Source organism: Geminicoccus sp., assembly GCF_036263595.1.
In the GTDB taxonomy this organism is placed as follows: Bacteria; Pseudomonadota; Alphaproteobacteria; order Geminicoccales; family Geminicoccaceae; genus Geminicoccus.
Genome location: NZ_DATAGQ010000158.1, coordinates 16,057 through 32,322, shown reverse-complemented (window position 1 = coordinate 32,322; position 16,266 = coordinate 16,057). Strand labels below are relative to the sequence as shown.

At 66.6% G+C, this 16,266-nt stretch carries 12 protein-coding genes; 2 read left to right on the top strand and 10 right to left on the bottom strand.

The window, feature by feature from the left end:
• Positions 1 to 71 precede the first annotated feature (71 nt).
• Entirely contained in the window at positions 72 to 2,207 is a 2,136-nt protein-coding gene (locus VHL31_RS17265) for a family 1 glycosylhydrolase (RefSeq protein WP_329662480.1), read from the top strand.
• A gap of 15 nt (positions 2,208 to 2,222) precedes the next feature.
• Here VHL31_RS17265 and VHL31_RS17260 read toward each other — a convergent pair whose 3' ends face one another.
• From VHL31_RS17260 to VHL31_RS17230, 7 genes are all read right to left on the bottom strand, one after another.
• A complete protein-coding gene (locus tag VHL31_RS17260; protein WP_329662479.1) occupies positions 2,223 to 3,452 on the bottom strand; it encodes a catalase family protein in 1,230 nt (409 codons plus the stop codon).
• On the bottom strand, positions 3,449 to 4,969 hold the full coding sequence (locus tag VHL31_RS17255) for a hypothetical protein (protein ID WP_329662478.1): 1,521 nt from the start codon (positions 4,967 to 4,969) through the stop codon (positions 3,449 to 3,451). The genes VHL31_RS17260 and VHL31_RS17255 overlap by 4 nt, the downstream gene beginning before the upstream one ends.
• Positions 4,951 to 6,249, bottom strand: coding sequence for a hypothetical protein (locus tag VHL31_RS17250; protein ID WP_329662477.1), 1,299 nt, complete (start codon positions 6,247 to 6,249; stop codon positions 4,951 to 4,953). The genes VHL31_RS17255 and VHL31_RS17250 overlap by 19 nt, the downstream gene beginning before the upstream one ends.
• A gap of 18 nt (positions 6,250 to 6,267) precedes the next feature.
• The gene (locus VHL31_RS17245) at positions 6,268 to 6,699 is read right to left on the bottom strand and encodes a hypothetical protein (protein WP_329662476.1); all 432 of its coding nucleotides are present in this window, start codon (positions 6,697 to 6,699) and stop codon (positions 6,268 to 6,270) included.
• Positions 6,700 to 6,701: 2 nt separating this feature from the next.
• Positions 6,702 to 8,585, bottom strand: coding sequence for a GMC family oxidoreductase (locus VHL31_RS17240; protein ID WP_329662475.1), 1,884 nt, complete (start codon positions 8,583 to 8,585; stop codon positions 6,702 to 6,704).
• An 8-nt stretch (positions 8,586 to 8,593) separates the two neighbouring features.
• On the bottom strand, positions 8,594 to 11,038 hold the full coding sequence (locus VHL31_RS17235; RefSeq protein WP_329662474.1) for a hypothetical protein: 2,445 nt from the start codon (positions 11,036 to 11,038) through the stop codon (positions 8,594 to 8,596).
• Between the two features lie 313 nt (positions 11,039 to 11,351).
• A complete protein-coding gene (locus VHL31_RS17230; protein WP_349262471.1) occupies positions 11,352 to 11,672 on the bottom strand; it encodes an L-rhamnose mutarotase in 321 nt (106 codons plus the stop codon).
• A gap of 158 nt (positions 11,673 to 11,830) precedes the next feature.
• Here VHL31_RS17230 and VHL31_RS17225 point away from each other — a divergent pair, with 158 nt between their 5' ends.
• The gene (locus VHL31_RS17225; protein ID WP_329662472.1) at positions 11,831 to 12,544 is read left to right on the top strand and encodes an intradiol ring-cleavage dioxygenase; all 714 of its coding nucleotides are present in this window, start codon (positions 11,831 to 11,833) and stop codon (positions 12,542 to 12,544) included.
• Here the strand turns inward: VHL31_RS17225 and VHL31_RS17220 are convergent.
• The 3 genes from VHL31_RS17220 to VHL31_RS17210 form a co-directional block, all read right to left on the bottom strand.
• Positions 12,541 to 13,434: an amidohydrolase family protein gene (locus VHL31_RS17220; protein WP_329662471.1), complete on the bottom strand. Its 894-nt coding sequence runs from the start codon at positions 13,432 to 13,434 to the stop codon at positions 12,541 to 12,543. The two genes, VHL31_RS17225 and VHL31_RS17220, sit on opposite strands and share 4 nt — an antisense overlap.
• Positions 13,435 to 13,527: 93 nt before the next feature.
• Positions 13,528 to 14,829 (bottom strand): calcium-binding protein, encoded by a 1,302-nt coding sequence (locus VHL31_RS17215; protein WP_329662470.1) that lies wholly within the window; start codon positions 14,827 to 14,829, stop codon positions 13,528 to 13,530.
• 81 nt (positions 14,830 to 14,910) lie between these two features.
• A complete protein-coding gene (locus VHL31_RS17210) occupies positions 14,911 to 15,969 on the bottom strand; it encodes a calcium-binding protein (RefSeq protein WP_329662469.1) in 1,059 nt (352 codons plus the stop codon).
• Between the last annotated feature and the right edge of the window lie 297 nt (positions 15,970 to 16,266).

Sequence of the window (16,266 nt, the reverse complement as noted above, 5' to 3'; positions counted from 1 at the left end):
ACTCCGAGCGACTGCATGATGATGCAAATCATCCGGTCGCAGCACTTGCCGACTCTGCTCTGCCTGGATCGATGTCTGTCGAGATCTGGGGAGGGATCGAAGCTACCATTGTCCGGGTCGGCGATCGCTGGCGTGATCAGGTCACGGAGACTGGTCATCGCGGTCGCATTTGTGACCTGGACGCCATAGCCGGGCTCGGCATCAGGACGCTGCGCTATCCGATCTTGTGGGAATCGGTGGCTCCCGATCATCCAGAGAAGCGGAACTGGCAGTGGCATGACGAGAGGCTGGCGCGGCTGCGTCAGCTGGGCGTGCGGCCGATCGCCGGCCTGGTCCATCACGGCAGTGGTCCGCACTACACGAACCTGCTCGATCCGTCGTTCGGCGAGAAGCTGGCCGTGCATGCCAGGGCGGTAGCCGAACGCTATCCCTGGATCGAAATGTTCACGCCGGTCAACGAGCCGCTCACCACGGCCCGGTTCAGCGCGCTCTACGGCCACTGGTACCCGCACCGGCGCGACCACCGCAGCTTCCTGCAGGCGCTGCTGAACCAGTGCCGCGCGGTCGTGCTCGCCATGCGTGCCGTCCGCGAGGTCATTCCGTCCGCCCGCCTCGTCCAGACCGAGGATCTGGGCAAGGTCTTCAGCACGCCGCTCCTCCAGTACCAGGCGGACTACGAGAACCACCGGCGCTGGCTCTCCTTCGACCTCCTGACCGGCCGGATCGACCGTCATCATCCGCTGTTCGGCTATCTGGTCGAGAACGGGGTTACCGAGCGCGACCTCGCCTTCTTCCTGGAGAACGATCGCCCGCCCGACCTGCTCGGCATGAACCACTACCTGACCAGCGAGCGGTTCCTGGACGAGGACGTCGAGCGCTACCCGAGCTGGTTCCGCGGGGGCAACGGGCGGCATGCCTATGCGGATGTCGAGGCCGTCCGGATGGACATGCCCGAAGGAATGACGGGCGCCGGAGCCAGATTGCAGGAGCTATGGGAGCGCTACCGGCTCCCGGTCGCGGTCACCGAGGTCCATCACGGTTGCACCCGCGAGGAGCAGCTGCGCTGGCTCGTCGAGGTCCATCGGGCGGCGGTCGAGCTCAAGGCGGCGGGAGCCGACGTCCGGGCCGTGACGCCCTGGGCCCTGCTCGGCGTGGTCGACTGGCGCTCCTTACTGCTGCGCGAGGAGGGTTTCTACGAGGCCGGTGCGTTCGACGTCCGGTCCACGCCGCCTCGCCGCACCGCCCTTGGCCATGCGATCGCGGCGCTGGCGCAAGGCAAGCCGATGGACCACCCCGTCCTGGACAGCCAGGGCTGGTGGCATCGCGCCGAGCGCGGCTATGCGGCGGTGACGTCACGCTTCCTCGGACGATCGCCGGACAGGCCACGTCGCCTGCTGATCGCTGGCGATGAGGGGCTGTTCGCTGCCAATCTGGCCGAGATCTGCCGCCAGCGTGGCCTTGAGCAGATCGTGGTGGCGCGGGATGCCGATGGCTTGGCCCAGGCGCTGGATCAGGCAGAGCCCTGGGCGATGATCGATCTGGCAGGCCATGGAAGCCATGTCGGCCATTCGGCAGGCATGTCCGACGAGCAGGAATTCACGCATCTCCTGGCGGCGACGGCTGCCGGCCGGCGCATCCCGTTCCTGATGTTCTCTTCCGAGCAGGTCTTCGACGGGCGGCTGGGGCGTGCCTATGTCGAGACGGATCAGGTGGGCCTCGACCTCGCGAACGGGTGGGGATGGGCCGATGCGGAGCGGGCGGCCCTGGACGGGCACCCGTCGGCGCTGATCGTCCGCGCCAGTTCGCCCCTGTGCCGGCGCAGCCGTCATCACCCGATTCACCGCGCCTTCGCCTCGATCGAGCAGGACCAGCATTATCACGGGCAGCCCGGCGATCCCGCCGCCTTCAGCTATCTGCCGGACCTGATCCATATGGCCCTCGACCTGCTGGTCGACGGCGAGGACGGATACTGGCACCTGGTCAACGAGGGCACCGTGTCCTGGCACGTGGTGGCCGAGCGCCTTGCGGAGGAGGCGGGCCGCCGGTTCAGGCCGGTCCTGTACGACCCGCAGGCGGTCCGGCCACCGGTGCAGCTGGCCTCTGCGCGGGGCAGGCTGCTGCCGAGCAACGAGAACGCTCTCAGGCGCTTCCTGCACGATGCCTGCTTCAACTGGCAGCGTACGGCGGTTCCGGAGGCGGCAGAATAGCCCGGACCGCTCCGTTCATCCCAGGAGTTCGTTGCCGGTCGGTTCGACATGCGGCGTACCATTCCGTTCCTGCCGCAGGCGGGACAGCTCCGCATACATCCGACGCCGCGCCCGGCTCTGGTTGCCGAGCGGCCGGTGCTCGGGCAGGCAATGCCAGGGGTTGAGCGACAGCCGCTTGCCAAGTTCGCGATGCGCCGGCGTATCGAACACCTGCCTGGGGATATGGATCGTGGCGACCGGGATAAACGGCGACAGCCGCTCCGGCCAGCGCACCGCAGCATTCTCGATCGGCATCGCGTGCGGATCGGTCTGCACCTGAACCATCAGGTCGAACTCGACGTCCTGCCGTTCCAGCGTCGCCACCATGTTGTCGCGCAGGTAGTTGGGCGGCACCTTGCCGAACGGCACGCCCGGGATGTCCGTGACGACCTGCGACGTCGGGATGAACGAGTACATCATCGCCTGCCCATGGCCCAGCAGGTAGGGCACGCAGCTCCAGTAGCGAGCGCCCAGCGGGTTGTACTGTGTCTCGTTCCACAGGGACTGCATGAAGAAGTCGAGCAGGTGCGTGTCGAGCGGGTTCAGGAAATAGAAGACCGGCAGGTCGCGGAAGCTCCAGAGCTGCAGCTTGGCGTTCTCGCGCGTGTTCGGCGTCACGAAGGTTGGCGTGCAGACGGCCAGGAAATCCTGCGTGAACTTCTCGTCCTCCATCAGCTTCGGGCCAGGCACGCCCATCACCTTCACGGTCATGCTGACGAAGCCGACGTCCTCGATGTCCGGCGGCATGTCGGGGCCTGGGCCGGAGAAGCGGACATAGGCGGGATAGCGCGCAGGCGTGGCGAAGAGGCCGTGGCGGAGGTGGGAGGGCAGGCCGTCGCGGACGATGAGTTCCGCACGGACGATGCCGTGGGTCTTGGTGTTGCCGCCGCGCTCGAACTGCCCGGGCTGGTAGGTCCGGCGGAGATAGTCGGCAAAGCTGGCGATGATGGAATCCAGGCTCGCTTCCTCGTCCGGGGCGACCCGCTCCTCGGCCAAGCCCAGTCCCTCGTCTGGGCGGCGACGGTTGATCAGGTATTGCAGGAAGCCCGCCAGCGGCTCGCGGAACGCCCGGTTGAAGGCGGGCCGGAAGAACGGCTCCAGCCGGCGCTCCACCCGCAGGCCAGCCTGGAGTGACCGGTGCAGGGCCTTGAGAAAGGCGTCGCGGTCGGCGCCAGCACCCGGTCGTCCGGCAATCTGCGTGCTCATGGCAAGCCTCCCGCGATATAGCGAAGTGCCCGGATGCCCGGCAGGAAGAAGTAGGCGCCGCCGCGCACGGTCACGAAGCGAGGCAGGCCCTCGATGCGCTGGGGCGGACCGTCATGCCTGGGCATGCTGAACCGGTTCGTGCTCGTGCCGCCGCGCAGCGGCACCCTGTTGCCGAGGAGCGGGTCCGCCTCGTCCGGCAGGCCGTCGAACTTCGCGCTCGTCATCCAGGCGTTCTGCACGAACTCGAACTGCCGGGCGATGTTGGCGCAAAGGCAGATGAAATGGATGCCCCGCGGCTCGTCCGAAGGTCCCGGCTCCAGCGCATCGTCGGGCAGGAGTTCGGTACCGTACTCGCGGCCGCGGCGCAGCAGGCGATGGAAGCGGGTCGAGGCGACGAAGTCCTCGCGAAATCCGGCGCGCTTGAAGCCGAGCGTGCGCAGCAGGCGTGACCAGAGGTCCTGCTGCCCTCCCGGCAGATCGGCGGTGCGCGGGTTGGCACGGCGGATATGGGCGCCGAACGGGCAATGCGTGCCGTCCGGACCGCCCGCATAGGTGAAGTCGTTCAGGGCGCCGGGTGGCGAACCGTTTCCAGGAATGGTCTCGCTCGTAGGCGGTGCCAGCGGCTCGCCCGTGATGCGGCGGCCGACCATGGATTCGGCCAGTTCCGTCCGGCGCACCGGATCGGAGCCGGCCGCATGGTCGAGGAACTGCCAGAAGCCGCGCACGTCCTGGTGCAGCTGCCGGAAGACGAGGTAGCTGCCGTTGCGGCCCAGATCGCACCGCTCCGGCACGTCCTCGGCCAGCGGCAGGCCAGCGGCCCTGTCGTCGGTGCTAGGATTGATCAGCGGCCGCTCCGTGTAGAGGCCGTACTCGTTGGGATAGCCCAGCAGCACCTCGCCCAGGGCAAGCATGTTGCTGTAGGTGAGCCGCTCCTTCTCGCCCACCGGCAGCTTGCGCTGCCAGTCGAGATGGGGCTGGCTGATGCCGTCGGGAAAGCCGAACGGCTCGATGTCGCCGATGTCGAAGGTCGCAAGCCGGGCCAGCAGCTCGAAGGCCGTCGGCCAGGGCTCGGCCTGGACGGCCTCCTCCCAGGCGGCAAGCCCGCCCTCCCTTGCATAGGCCATGACGACGAGGTGCGGAACGGCCCCCTCCTTGCCGCCCCAGTCCCATCCGGCGGGATCGTTCGCCTCGACGTCGCCCAGGCGGCGCGCGCGGTTGGGCTCGCTCATGCCGGCGACGAACTCGGGCGAGAATCCCTGGATGACCTCCGGCCGAAGGCCCATCGCTTCGAGGCCCTGCCGCGTGAACGCGACCTGCAGCGCGGTGGCTGGCGGCGGCGTGCTGGTGACGGCGGTGGTGACCGGGGCATCGCGGAGCCAGGCACGGGCGGCCCCGGCGTCGGCGATCCGGAGGAGAAAGAAGGACGCCTCCGTCAGCCGGCCATGGCCGAAGCGGACGATGCCCTGGATGTCCGCCAGGTCCGGCAGCTCGCCCGTGCTCACAGGAGGCTCAGCCATTCCCTCACCTCCCGCTCGCTTGCCATCTGCCGCTCCAGGCCCAGGCGGATCTGGCTGTTGCGGTTGAGGTCGACCACCGACAGGTCCGGGTAGGCCTTGTACCAGACGGCGGTCGGGATCTGGTGGCGGCGCAGGTAGCGCTTGTACTTGCCCTCGAACCTGGCGCCGCCCTTGATCAGCCAGGAGACGCGCGGAAAGCCGATGCCGTTGCCGAAGACGAGGTTGATGCCCCAGGCGACCTTGTTGATGAAGTCGTCCATGTAGCTTTCGAGGCTGCCGTCATAGTTGCTGGCGAAGAACAGCCGCCTGCGGTCGTCCAGGAAGACCCAGCGGGCGAAATGGATCGTCTGGACCCTGGTCAGGTAGCCGCGCCGGAAGATGTGGCGGGAGGCATAGTCCAGGAGCCAAAGGAGGAAGACCACCAGCCAGCGGCGGAAGCGGCCGGGCTTGATGTCGCCCATGGCGCTGAACTGGTTGGTGACGTCGTGGTCCTCGAGGTCCTCCAGCTGCCGGACATGCGCGGGATCGGGCGGTGGCGCGAGCTCGGGATCGGACGTTTCCCGGGAGCGCAGCATGAAGATCAGGACCGGCGAGGCCACCAGCAGGAAAGGCGCCAGGACCAGCAGGATGACCGGCACGCCCACCGCATGGACGGCGTTGCGCAGGCGCCAGTCCAGTGGCGTCGTCGGCGGCGGGGTCAGCGTCAGCCGGCCGGCCCGGCGCTCGGCGGCGACGAAGGTCAGGATGCGATTGCGCAGGGTTGCGGCATCGACCGGCTCGATCCTGCGGCTCTGATCCACATACTCGACCAGCGCCTTGCGCAGCGCCGCTTCCTCGCGGATCTGCACGACGGTGCGGCCGATCCAGTTGACATAGGTCGCGGCGGACGGCTGCTCGCGGGCGCACAACCAGGCCAGGATGTCGCCATCCGGTGCGAAGCCGCGGCAGCAGGAGAAGATCCGGCAAAGCCCGGGTCCCGCTTCGCGGACCAGTTCGGCCAGGAAGGTCTCGGCGGGACCGTCGCAGTCGCCGAGAAAGGCCAGGGTCAGGGGCCAGGGCGTCGGGCGGAGGCCATAGACTTCGATGTCGCCTTCGGCCGGCGGCTGGAGGAACGTGAAGCGCGCCACGTGAAGCTGTTCGAATCGTTCGAACGGGACCAGCGCGTTGGCCGGGTCGGCCATGCCGGGCTCGACATTCATCGTCGCCAGGAGGTCGCGGAGCGACTGTTCCCTCTCCGGGATCACCTCGGCAAGCACCAGGAAGGTCGATTGCGGCATCATGGCCGTTGGTCGGTCACGTCAGAACTGCAGCGCGAAGTCGATCAGCCGCTGGCTGCCCCAATAGACCTTGCCGAGATAAAGCCTGGGCTGGATCTCGCGGATCTCGTCGCGGATCCAGCGGGCGATGAGCGACGTCTCGGAATAGTCGAGGACGATGCACTCCTTCTTGTCCAGCCAGCTTTCGCCCTTGTAGACCTTGGCGATGATCGCGTTCAGCCCGAACGGCAGGATCTTGTTGCGCAGCACGTTGTGCTTGTCGTCGAAGACCTTGCCCTGCCAGGCGAAGTTGCTGATGAACTCGGCGATGTCCGGGCTGAAGCGCGTGCCGGGCGCGATGATCGCGGTGCCGGTCGCCTCCCCGGTCGGGATCGGCCCGGCCGGGCTCTGCGTGAACAGCGCATCCAGCTCTTCCTGCGACATCTTCAAGAGCTGCTGAACGTCGTAGGCCATGATCAATCGACTCCCTGCTTGGCGGCGTCGGCCAGGATCATGTCCGCAGCCTTCTCGCCGACCATGTAGACCGCACTTGCGATGAAGAATCCGGGGATGCGCGGGAACACCGAGGCATCGACGACCCGCAGTCCCTGCACACCGTGCACGCGAAGCCGCCCGTCCAGGACGCCGCCAGCGCTTCGATCGCCGATGGCGCACGAGCAGGAGGCATGGTGGCCCCAGGCGTTGGCGCGCACGTAATCCTTGAGCTGCGCGTCGGACTGCAGGTCGGGTCCCGGCATCTCCTCCTGCGCGATCAGCTCTTCTTCCCTGAGCCTGTCGGTGATCCGCCGCACGGAGCGGATCCCCTCGACCACCGCGTCGAGGTCGCTGCCGCCCTTATCGTCACCTTCCTCGAAGAAGTGGAAGTTGACGGATGGCGGGTCGCAGGGATCGGCCGAGCGCAAGGTGATCGTGCCGGCGCGGTTCTCGGTGTGCGCCTTCAGGATCGCCCAGCTCAGGTAGTTCAGGTTCTCGGCCAGATGGCGGGCATAACCTGGGAAGTAGCCGGCGAAGCGCCCGAGCAGCGCCATCAAGAACAGGTCGGGGATCGGCCGCTCCGGCTTGGAGCGCTGGATGACGGCGAGGCCGGCGCCGTTGGTGGCATAGAGGCCGCCCCTGCCGGCTGCCCATTCCTTGTAGAGCCGGTCGTCGGTGGAGAAGCGCGCATCGGCCAGGGCTTCCCAATGGTCGAAGTTCATGCGGCTGACCACGCAGACCTCGTAGCGGTCCTGCAGGTTCCGGCCCACGCCGGGCAGGTCGACTCGGACGTCGATGCCATGCTTCTCCAAGTCGGTACGCGCGCCGATTCCGGACAGCATCAGGAGCTGCGGCGTGTTGAAGGCGCCACCGGACAGCACGACCTCGCGGGACGCCCGTGCCACGAGTCGCTCGCCCGGCTCGTCATTCGGTCGGCGATGGGCGCGGTAGAGGCGCTCGCCCTTCAGGTATTCCACGCCGACAGCCCGGTTGCCGTCGTCGAACAGGACGCGGGTGACCAGCGCGTTCAGCTCCAGGCGCAGGCGGTCCGGAAAGCGGGCGGCAACGTCCAGGACGCGCTCGCGCGACCCGATGCGGCGGTGGTCCCGGGTCGTCAGCGGCGTGTAGCGTACGCCCTCGGCATTCGACCGCACCAGGTCCTTGTCGTTCGGATCCGCCGCACCTTGGATCAGCCGCTTGAGGCGCTCGATCAGGTCGCCGCTGCGGTCGAAGGCGATGCGGGCAGACGCGAGGATGGTCCGCAGGAGCCGCTCGTCGCCCAGCACGCTGCGCGGCAGGCACTTTTCAGTCGTGAGCCACCCATCCCAGCCATGGCCGGTCCGATCGATGCCGATCCGGGCAAGCTGGCGCTGGAGCGGCCGGTGCCGGCAGTCCTCCAGGCGCTGGAAATAGGCCTGCATGGGACCGGCACCCCAGGACGGGTCGCCGGTCAGGCTGGCGATCGCGTCCCAGTCCGCATCGTGCGGGCAGACCAGGATCATCGCGTTGTGGGCCGTGCAGCCGCCGAGCGTGCCGGCGCGCGGATAGAGCACGCCTCCTTGATCCGGCCGGTACTTGGGGTCGCGGCGCTGCAGTTCGTCGTCGGCGTAATGGCGGACGAAGAAGTCCCAGCTGATCGCATCGTTCTCCGACGCGAAGGGGTGGAAGGCCGGCACGTCGTAGTCGTCGGGCATGCGATTGCCAGGTGCGCCCGGCACGCCGCCCGCCGTCTCCCGTGGATCGCTTCCTGCCTCAAGCAGCAGCACCGTCCTGCCCGCCTCGGCCAGCCGGGCCGCCAGCGTCCCGCCGCCGGCACCCGAACCGACGATCACGTACTCCGCTTCCGTTTGGCCTGCCTCCGCCATGCCCGCTCTCAGAACGTCTTCAGGAACTCGACTAGGTCGAGCTTCTGCTGGTCGCTCAGGCCCGGCTCCTCGGCAAAGCGGTCCGTGCCGAAGTAGTGGCCGCGATTGACCACGTAGTCCGGGCACTTGCTGAGCTCGAGCAGCGGGTCGACCAGGTCGGCGAAGACCTTGCGGGCCCGCTCGTCATCGGCATCGGCCGGCAGCGCCAGCAGGTCCCGCTTGGCCTTGATCGCGACCTCCGCCAGCTTGAAGTCGTGCCGGACCCGGTCCAGCAGCTCCATCCGGTCCGGCCGGAGGTCGAGGTTGGAGATCAGGCCGATCGGCGTGCCGGCCGGGATCGGCCCCAGCTGGAAGTCGCCCTCGGGTGTCAGCAGCTTTGGCAGGTCGTCGCGGAAGGGCCGGAGCAGCCACTCGACCAGGTCCGGCTGGAAGCCCACGGGAATGGTCACGTAGGAGCGCGCCGTGGTGCGGTCGATCAGGCCCGGCACCTTGTCGCCCAGGATCGGGTCCTTCTGGCGCCGCTCCGGCCAGAGCAGCTGCTCGATGCTGTCCTGGAACGAGCGCATGCGCGCCTCGACCGAGGGGCTGGGATCGAAGCGGCCCAGCGAGTTGTTGATGAGGAAGGGTGCGGTCGACCAGAGGCTGACCAGCGTCGGCGGCCTCGTATAGCCCCGGCCGTTCGCCGGCATCTGGTAGGGCCTGGGCTCGCCGGTAATGGGGTGATGCACGGTCACCGTGCCGACCGAGGGCAGGTCCTTGTAGGTGCGCGAGGAGAAGTTGTCCCAGATGTTGCCTTCGATCGCGTTGGTCGCGAGCGGGCTGCAGATGTTGGTTTCCAGGAGCGTGACCGGCACGCGCTGGTCGTGGGACAGGTAGTTGTCGTCGAGGAAGTCGGGGGCCAGGACGATCTCGCGCATCTGCGCCTTGAAGTCCTCGGTCTTGGTGGCTTCCCAGTAGCGGTTCCAGCACTGGAGGTAGTTCGGGCCGGAGCAGCCGCCGGGATCGAGCCCGGGAACGCTGGCCGGCAGCTTGCTCGAATGGCAGCGGGCGCAGCGCTCGGCGAACACGACCTTGCCCCGCTCCAGCACGGCCGGGTCGTTCGTGAGGTAGGCCTGGCCGCCGGGCGCGTCCTTCAGCCGGTCGGGCTGGCCCGCCTTCAGGAAGAACTTCGCCATGAACGGGGTCTGCTGTTCGGTCGCCTGCCAGTAGGGCGACTTTGCCTGCGCGAAATTGATCGGGATCGGCGTGATCGTCTTGCCGCCGACCAGCGGGTTGAAGTGCCGGAGCCATTCCTCGCTGTAGAGGCCGATGTTCAGGTAGACGCGGTTCAGCGCACCCAGCGCACCCACCGAGTCCGAACCATCCTTGAGCACGCGCGGAGAGAACGAGATGTCCGGCGGCTGGAAGAAGGAAGCGAGCGGGCCGTCCGGGTCGAAGTCGTTGAACTGCTTGTTGTCCAGTTCCTCGCCCTTCAGCGTCTCCTTGCCGAAGCGCTTGGCCAGTTCCATTCGCGCACCGAGCAGGTAGATCGCGTTCATCGTGCGCGGGTTGTTGATGTAGTCGGTCGACACGAGCGAGGTGTCGAGCGTGCCCGGCCGCGAGGTATGGACGAGCTGGTACATGTAGTTCCTGGGATCTGCCTCCCAGGCGAAGATCCGGTCGATCCAGAAATACTGGGCACCCACCGTCGAGCTCAGGTTCTCGAACGCGGGGTTCTCCGGATCAGCCGGCGGCCTGGTCGGGATCGGCCCGACATGGCAGAAGGCGCAGGACATGCCGACCCGGTAGGGCCGGACCAGGTCCTTCTGCAGGTAGTAGGACGGATCCTCGTAGAAGCGCACGGGATCCCAGCGCCGCTGGGCCTCCTCGTCGAAGGCGGGGTTGGGGAACAGGCGCAGGCCGATGATGCCGGTGGGCTCACCGTAGAGCGATCCGACCAGCATGTTCCTGCCACGCGCGCCGATGGCGACGCCCGGGTACTTCTGCTCGTTCGCGAACGGGTCGGGCGCGCAGTCGCCGGTTCGCTGGTCGATCCACAAGCCGAAATGCTTGGGATCCGGGCCTGTGGCCTTCTCGAAGCACGGCTCGTTCACGAGCCCCAGATAGTTCCAGCGATTGCCGCGGTTGTTCTTGAGCGAAGGGTGGGACGAGATCGTCTTGAGGAGGTCGAAGGCGCCAAACGTGCGCTGGGACATGATGTCCCAGAACCGGTCGTTCCCGCCGGTCCAGACCAGCCACATGTTGCGGCCCTTGACCTCGTCCGGCGTGAGCGCGATCCCGCCATCCATGTCGCGGAAATAGTCCTCGTCGGCGGGCGGCAGGGACTCGGCCGTACGTCCGGCCTGCATCGCCTCGTCGGGCACGCCCTGCGCCCCGGCCGGCCCGCACCAGGCAACCAGCAGCAGGACCGCCAGGAGGCCGGTCGTCCGCACGAACTCCAGCACGTACGCCATGTCATTCTTCCCGCGCAACGCACCGGTCAGCGGGCCTTGCGCCACGACGCCACTCCGACGGCAATATGCCGCCTTGCCGCTCGGCTACGGCTACTCCTGAACAACCACCGCAATATTCATCAAAACGCCAAACAGCACACCCATGTCATGGTCAGCCCACGACATGCACTCGCCGGATCATCTTCGCCGGCGCGTCCACTGCCCCGGCGCATTGTCACTCGGGCGCTACTGCAGCGTATATCCGCACCATTCTGAATACTGCTGGAACGCCAAGGAGCCAAGACGGAAAACGTCGGCGCCGCTGTGACCGATATCACGCCAAGTGGAAGACTTCCTCCAGCGGGACCATGCCCTCGTCCGGGCGCCGGCCATCCAGTGCCTCGAAGAAGGGCTGCATGGTGGCCTGCCAGCGTGTGTTCACCTCGGTGGCGGCCATGCCGGCCAGGGCTGCCTGGAAGTCGTCGGTCTCGAGATATCCCACGAGCAGGCCGTCCTCGCGCAGGAACAGCGAGTAGTTCCGCCAGCCGGTCCGGGACAAGGCGTCGAGCATCTCCGGCCAGACCTTGCGATGGGCTTCCCTGTACTCGGCCAGCCGGTCCGCCCGGACCTCGAGGAGAAAGCAGACGCGTTCCATGGTCATGTCCTTCGTCGTCGTTGACCGCATCCTGCCGCGGCAGGATGCGGTGCCCCCATTCCGTTCCCACGCTGTTACGGATCGCAAGCGGGACGACATGCGGCAGAGACAGTGCCGTTCCATGATGGCCGCAGGTTCACCCTTCGCAGGCCAAGTCGATGACCGATGTTCCTGTCCGCCTGCCGCGCCGCCTGGCCCTCGCGGTGCCCTTGGCTGGCCTTGCCGCCGGCACGTTGCGCATCGGCCAGGCAAAGGCCGCTCTTTCCTCCGCCCAGGCGCAAGAAGCAATGTGCGTCCTGACGCCGCAATCGACGGAAGGTCCGTTCTTCTTCGACCCGAAGCTCGTCCGCCGGACGATCGCCGACGGCTGTCCTGGCGCGCCGCTGCGTCTCGTCCTGCGCGTCGTCGACGCCGCGAGCTGTCAGCCCATGCCGGGTGCACGAGTGGACGTGTGGCATGCGGATGCCCAGGGTCGTTATTCCGGCTACCCTCGACAAGGGGACGGTCGCGACATCGACACGAGCGGAGAGCAGTTCCTGCGCGGCACCCAGTTCGCCGACGCATCCGGCGCTCTGATGTTCGAGACGATCTGGCCCGGCTGGTATCCCGGCCGTGCCACGCACATCCACTTCAAGCTGTTCCTGGGCGAGCGGGACGTCGCGACTGGCCAGATCTACTTTCCCGATGCGGTGAGCGAGCAGATCTATGCCGATGCAGCCGCCTATGGCGGCCGCCGGGCGCGCCGCAACGTCGACAATAGCAATGATCGCATCGTGCAGGCGGACGACCCCGATCATCTCGGCTTTTGCACCGTCACGGCGGAGCCGGACGGCTTTCGCGCCAGCCTCACGATCGGGGTTGCCCCTGCCTAGATCCGGTAGACCCGCTCGGCATTGGTCCGAAACAGCGCCGCCTTCTCGGCCTCCGACATGTCGGCCACGATCGTCGCGAATGCCTGCCAGAGCTGCTCGTAGCTGCTGAACAGCCGGTCCACCGGGAAGTTGGAGGCGAACATGGCGCGCTCCGTGCCGAACGCGTCGACCGCCTCCAGCACGTAGGGCCGCAGGCTTTCCACCGTCCAATGGTGGTCGAGCATGCCCAGCCCGGAGAGCTTCACCGACACGTTCGCTTGCCCGGCCAGCAGGCGCATCCCGTCGCGCCAGATCCGCCAGCCCTGGACGCTGTTGCGGTCGGCGAACATGCCGGTGTGGTTGAGGATGATCGGGATGTCCGGGTTCCCCGCCGCCAGCCCGGCTGCGGCCGCCATCTGGTCGGGATAGATCTGCAGGTCGAAGGACAGGCCGTACTTCGCCAGGAGCTTGAAGTTCTTCCGCCAGCCGTCATCGGCCATGAGCTGCCGGCCGACGAAATCCAGGCGCTTGTCGGGATGGACGTTCAGGATCTGGCGGATGCCGCGCATGTTGCGGTGCTCCGCATGGGCCGCCAGCAGCCGCTCGACGTCCGGCTTGGACAGGTCGGCGCCGGCCACGATCGCGTTGGGCATCCCGTTGGACGTGGGATCGTCGGCGATGGCCTGCAGCCAGCGCGTCTCGCCCAGCGGGTCGGACGGGTCATGGCCGGCATCGATGTGCACGATCTTCTGCACCTGGATCGACCCGGCATCCGCCAGGAAGTCCTCGAGCAGGTGCGTCTTCGCGATGGCGTGGTAGTCGCCGATGAACATGTCGCCCGGCGGCTGCAGCCATGGATAGCGGTGTGTCTCCAGATCCCAGAGATGCATATGCGGATCGACGACCTGCATCGGACTGTGCCTCCCTTTCCTACGCACGCGGCGGTTCCGGTCAGGTTGGCCCAGCCGATGCAGGGCATTCAAGCTCCACGGTCCGACGCGGGTTTAGGCAATATCGGCGCTGGTCATGCCGGTCGTGCCATGCAGCGTGATCTTGCCGAAGACGTCGAACACGGCCGTCAACGGCGGCACGGCGGCGATGTCGATTACGGTCGACTGCCTGGTGCTGCCGTTCAGCGTATGGTTCTCGATCTCGACGGCCCTGTCCGCGTCGTCCAGCACGCTGTTCTTGTTGGTGTCGAGGTCGGCGAAGACCAGGCGGTGCGATCGGGTGACAATCTCGTCGCCGTCGATGGAGTTGTAGCTGGCATGGACACTGAGCTTGTCCTGGCCGCGCACGAAGTCGGTGATCACGTCGTTTGCTTCGTGGACGCGCAGCCAGGTGAGGCCATCGCCTTCGTTAAAATTGTAGCGGAAGATGTCATTGCCGGCATTGCCGGTGAGCATGTCGAAGCCGTCCTCGCCGCGGATCAGATCGTTGCCGATACCGCCACGGATCACGTCGTCGCCGAAATTGCCGATCAGCTCGTCGTTGCCGTCGCCACCCTGGATGAGGTCGTTGCCCCAGTCGCCCCAGATATAGTCGTGTCCCTTGTCGCCGAAGAGTTCGTCATGCGAACCGCCCGCCAGCATCTCGTCGTCGCCATCGCCCCCGTGGACGATGCTCCATCCCTCGCTGCGTGGGCGGGGCGTCTCCTGCTCGAAGGTGTGTCCCTGGAACAGGTCATTGCCGGCACCACCATGGATGATCCCTAGCCCGCCAAGCGAGAAAAGGGTGTCGTTGCCATCGTCGCCATAGAGGACATCCTCATGGCCGCCGAAAAGCAGGTCGTCGCCTGCATCGCCGTGCAGGTTGTCGGTGCCGGCGCCGCCATTCAGCGTGTCGTTGCCGGTCCCGCCCCACAGCCTGTCGTTGCCTTCATCCCCGAAGAGAGAGTCGTTGTTGGCGTCGCCCCAAAGTCGATCGAAACCTTCGTCGCCATTGATGTTGTCGTTGCCGTCGCCACCCGACACGACGTCGTTGTCTTCCATGCCCCTGATATGGTCGGCGCCGGCATTGCCGTACAGCAGGTCGGCGCCGGCTCTGCCGAACAGGGTATCGTTCCCGATTCCGCCATGGATCGTGTCGTTGCCCGTGCCGCCATCTGCGAAATCGTCGCCGCTCTGACCGTACAGGTGGTCATTGCCTCCCTCGCCATAGAGAAAGTCGTTGCCGCCCTCTCCATAGATCGCATCGTCGCCGAGCCGGCCGTACAGGCGGTCATTCCCGCTCCTGCCGTAGATCGTATCCTTTCCCCCGGTGCCGATGCGGGTGTCGTCACCCGACGTTCCGGTGATCGTCGCCATGATCTTCTCCCTGTGGTCTGGTTGGCCCGAAAGACGGCTGGATGATGAGCTGCCTTTGCTGGCAAGGAGCCGCTGCCTTGCTCAGGCGAAGTCCGTCGCCGTCATGCCGGTGACGCCATGAAGCGTGATGGTGCCGAACACGGGCAGGACCGCCGTCATCTCCGGCACCGCTCCGATGTCGATGACGGTCGACTCCCTGCTGCTGCCGTCCAGCGTGTGGTCGACGAGGGCCACCGCATCGTCCGCCTCGTCCAGGACGTCGTTGCCGTTCGTGTCGAGGTCGTCGAAGGACAGAAAATGGACGCGGAAGTCGCCGGGCATGTCGTAGGTGACACGCACCTGCAGCTTGTCCTCGCCGCGCTTGAAGTCCGCGACGACGTCGTTGGCCTCGCGGTTCCAGGCCTCCGGGAAGCTGTCTGCTTCGACAAGGAAGTAGGCGAACCGGTCGTTGCCGCTGCCGCCGACGAAGAGGTCCTTGCCGTCCCGGCCGACGATGACGTCGTTGCCACCGCCGCCCAGGATGATGTCGTCGCCCGCAAGGCCGTCCAGCGAATCGTCGCCGCTCCCGCCTTCGAGCCGGTCGTCGCCGTCATTGCCGTCGATGATGTCGTTGCCCGCATCGCCGCGCAGCACATCGTTGCCGGTTCCGCCGATGACCAGGTCGTTGCCGCCGCCGCCGCTGACGATGCTGCGCGACAGGTAGCCCGAGCTGAAGTCGTTCGCCCAGTACTGGTCGTCGCCATCGCCGCCGGAGAAGGTCATCAGGCCGGTGCGGCCCCAGGCGATGTCGTTGCCGGCATCGCCGTAGAGAAGATCCCCGTCGCCGCCGATGAGGACGTCGTTGCCCGCATCGCCATGGAGGACGTCGATCCCGCGGCCACCGTTCAGCGTGTCGTCGTCGGCGCCGCCTGCCAGGAGATCGTTGCCGAGACCGCCTTCGAGCAGGTCGTTGCCCACCTGGCCGTACAGTCGGTCGTTGCCACCCCCGCCGAAGAGGCGGTCGCCGCCTCCTTCGCCGAACAGGGCATCGTCACCCAGGCCGCCATGGACTTCGTCGTTGCCTGCTCTGCCGTAGATCGTGTCTTTCGACGAGCTGCCCAACAAATCGTCGCTCTTTGACGCGCCTATAATAGTTGCCATGACCTGATCCTCCGGTAATCGAAGGCATAGGCGGAATTCTAGTCGGAAAAGAAAAGGTGAAGGACTAGCAGTCTGCCGTGCCAAACTTTCTCATGCTGAGCAGGCTCTGTAATCCTACAATGAATGCTTTTCTTGGAGACGTCAGCGCCGGCATGTGTGTGTATGCAGCCGCCACGTCCCGCGATTGCGGGTCATCTTTCGATGACGTGACAGCATAGCTCAACATGAACAAAAAGCAATTTTTGTTATCGAGAAGTTTCGACAACGGCCGGAGATGAGGCTTCGTCGCAACAGGAA

Excerpts from the sequence above, each read along its gene's own strand:
- VHL31_RS17245 (WP_329662476.1), bottom strand. The coding sequence starts at position 6,699 with ATGGCCTACGACGTTCAGCAGCTCTTGAAGATGTCGCAGGAAGAGCTG.
- VHL31_RS17260 (WP_329662479.1), bottom strand. The coding sequence starts at position 3,452 with ATGAGCACGCAGATTGCCGGACGACCGGGTGCTGGCGCCGACCGCGAC.
- VHL31_RS17215 (WP_329662470.1), bottom strand. The coding sequence starts at position 14,829 with ATGGCGACGATCACCGGAACGTCGGGTGACGACACCCGCATCGGCACC.
- VHL31_RS17250 (WP_329662477.1), bottom strand. The coding sequence starts at position 6,249 with ATGATGCCGCAATCGACCTTCCTGGTGCTTGCCGAGGTGATCCCGGAG.
- VHL31_RS17240 (WP_329662475.1), bottom strand. The coding sequence starts at position 8,585 with ATGGCGGAGGCAGGCCAAACGGAAGCGGAGTACGTGATCGTCGGTTCG.
- VHL31_RS17210 (WP_329662469.1), bottom strand. The coding sequence starts at position 15,969 with ATGGCAACTATTATAGGCGCGTCAAAGAGCGACGATTTGTTGGGCAGC.
- VHL31_RS17265 (WP_329662480.1), top strand. The coding sequence starts at position 72 with ATGTCTGTCGAGATCTGGGGAGGGATCGAAGCTACCATTGTCCGGGTC.
- VHL31_RS17230 (WP_349262471.1), bottom strand. The coding sequence starts at position 11,672 with ATGGAACGCGTCTGCTTTCTCCTCGAGGTCCGGGCGGACCGGCTGGCC.
- VHL31_RS17255 (WP_329662478.1), bottom strand. The coding sequence starts at position 4,969 with ATGGCTGAGCCTCCTGTGAGCACGGGCGAGCTGCCGGACCTGGCGGAC.
- VHL31_RS17225 (WP_329662472.1), top strand. The coding sequence starts at position 11,831 with ATGACCGATGTTCCTGTCCGCCTGCCGCGCCGCCTGGCCCTCGCGGTG.
- VHL31_RS17220 (WP_329662471.1), bottom strand. The coding sequence starts at position 13,434 with ATGCAGGTCGTCGATCCGCATATGCATCTCTGGGATCTGGAGACACAC.
- VHL31_RS17235 (WP_329662474.1), bottom strand. The coding sequence starts at position 11,038 with ATGGCGTACGTGCTGGAGTTCGTGCGGACGACCGGCCTCCTGGCGGTC.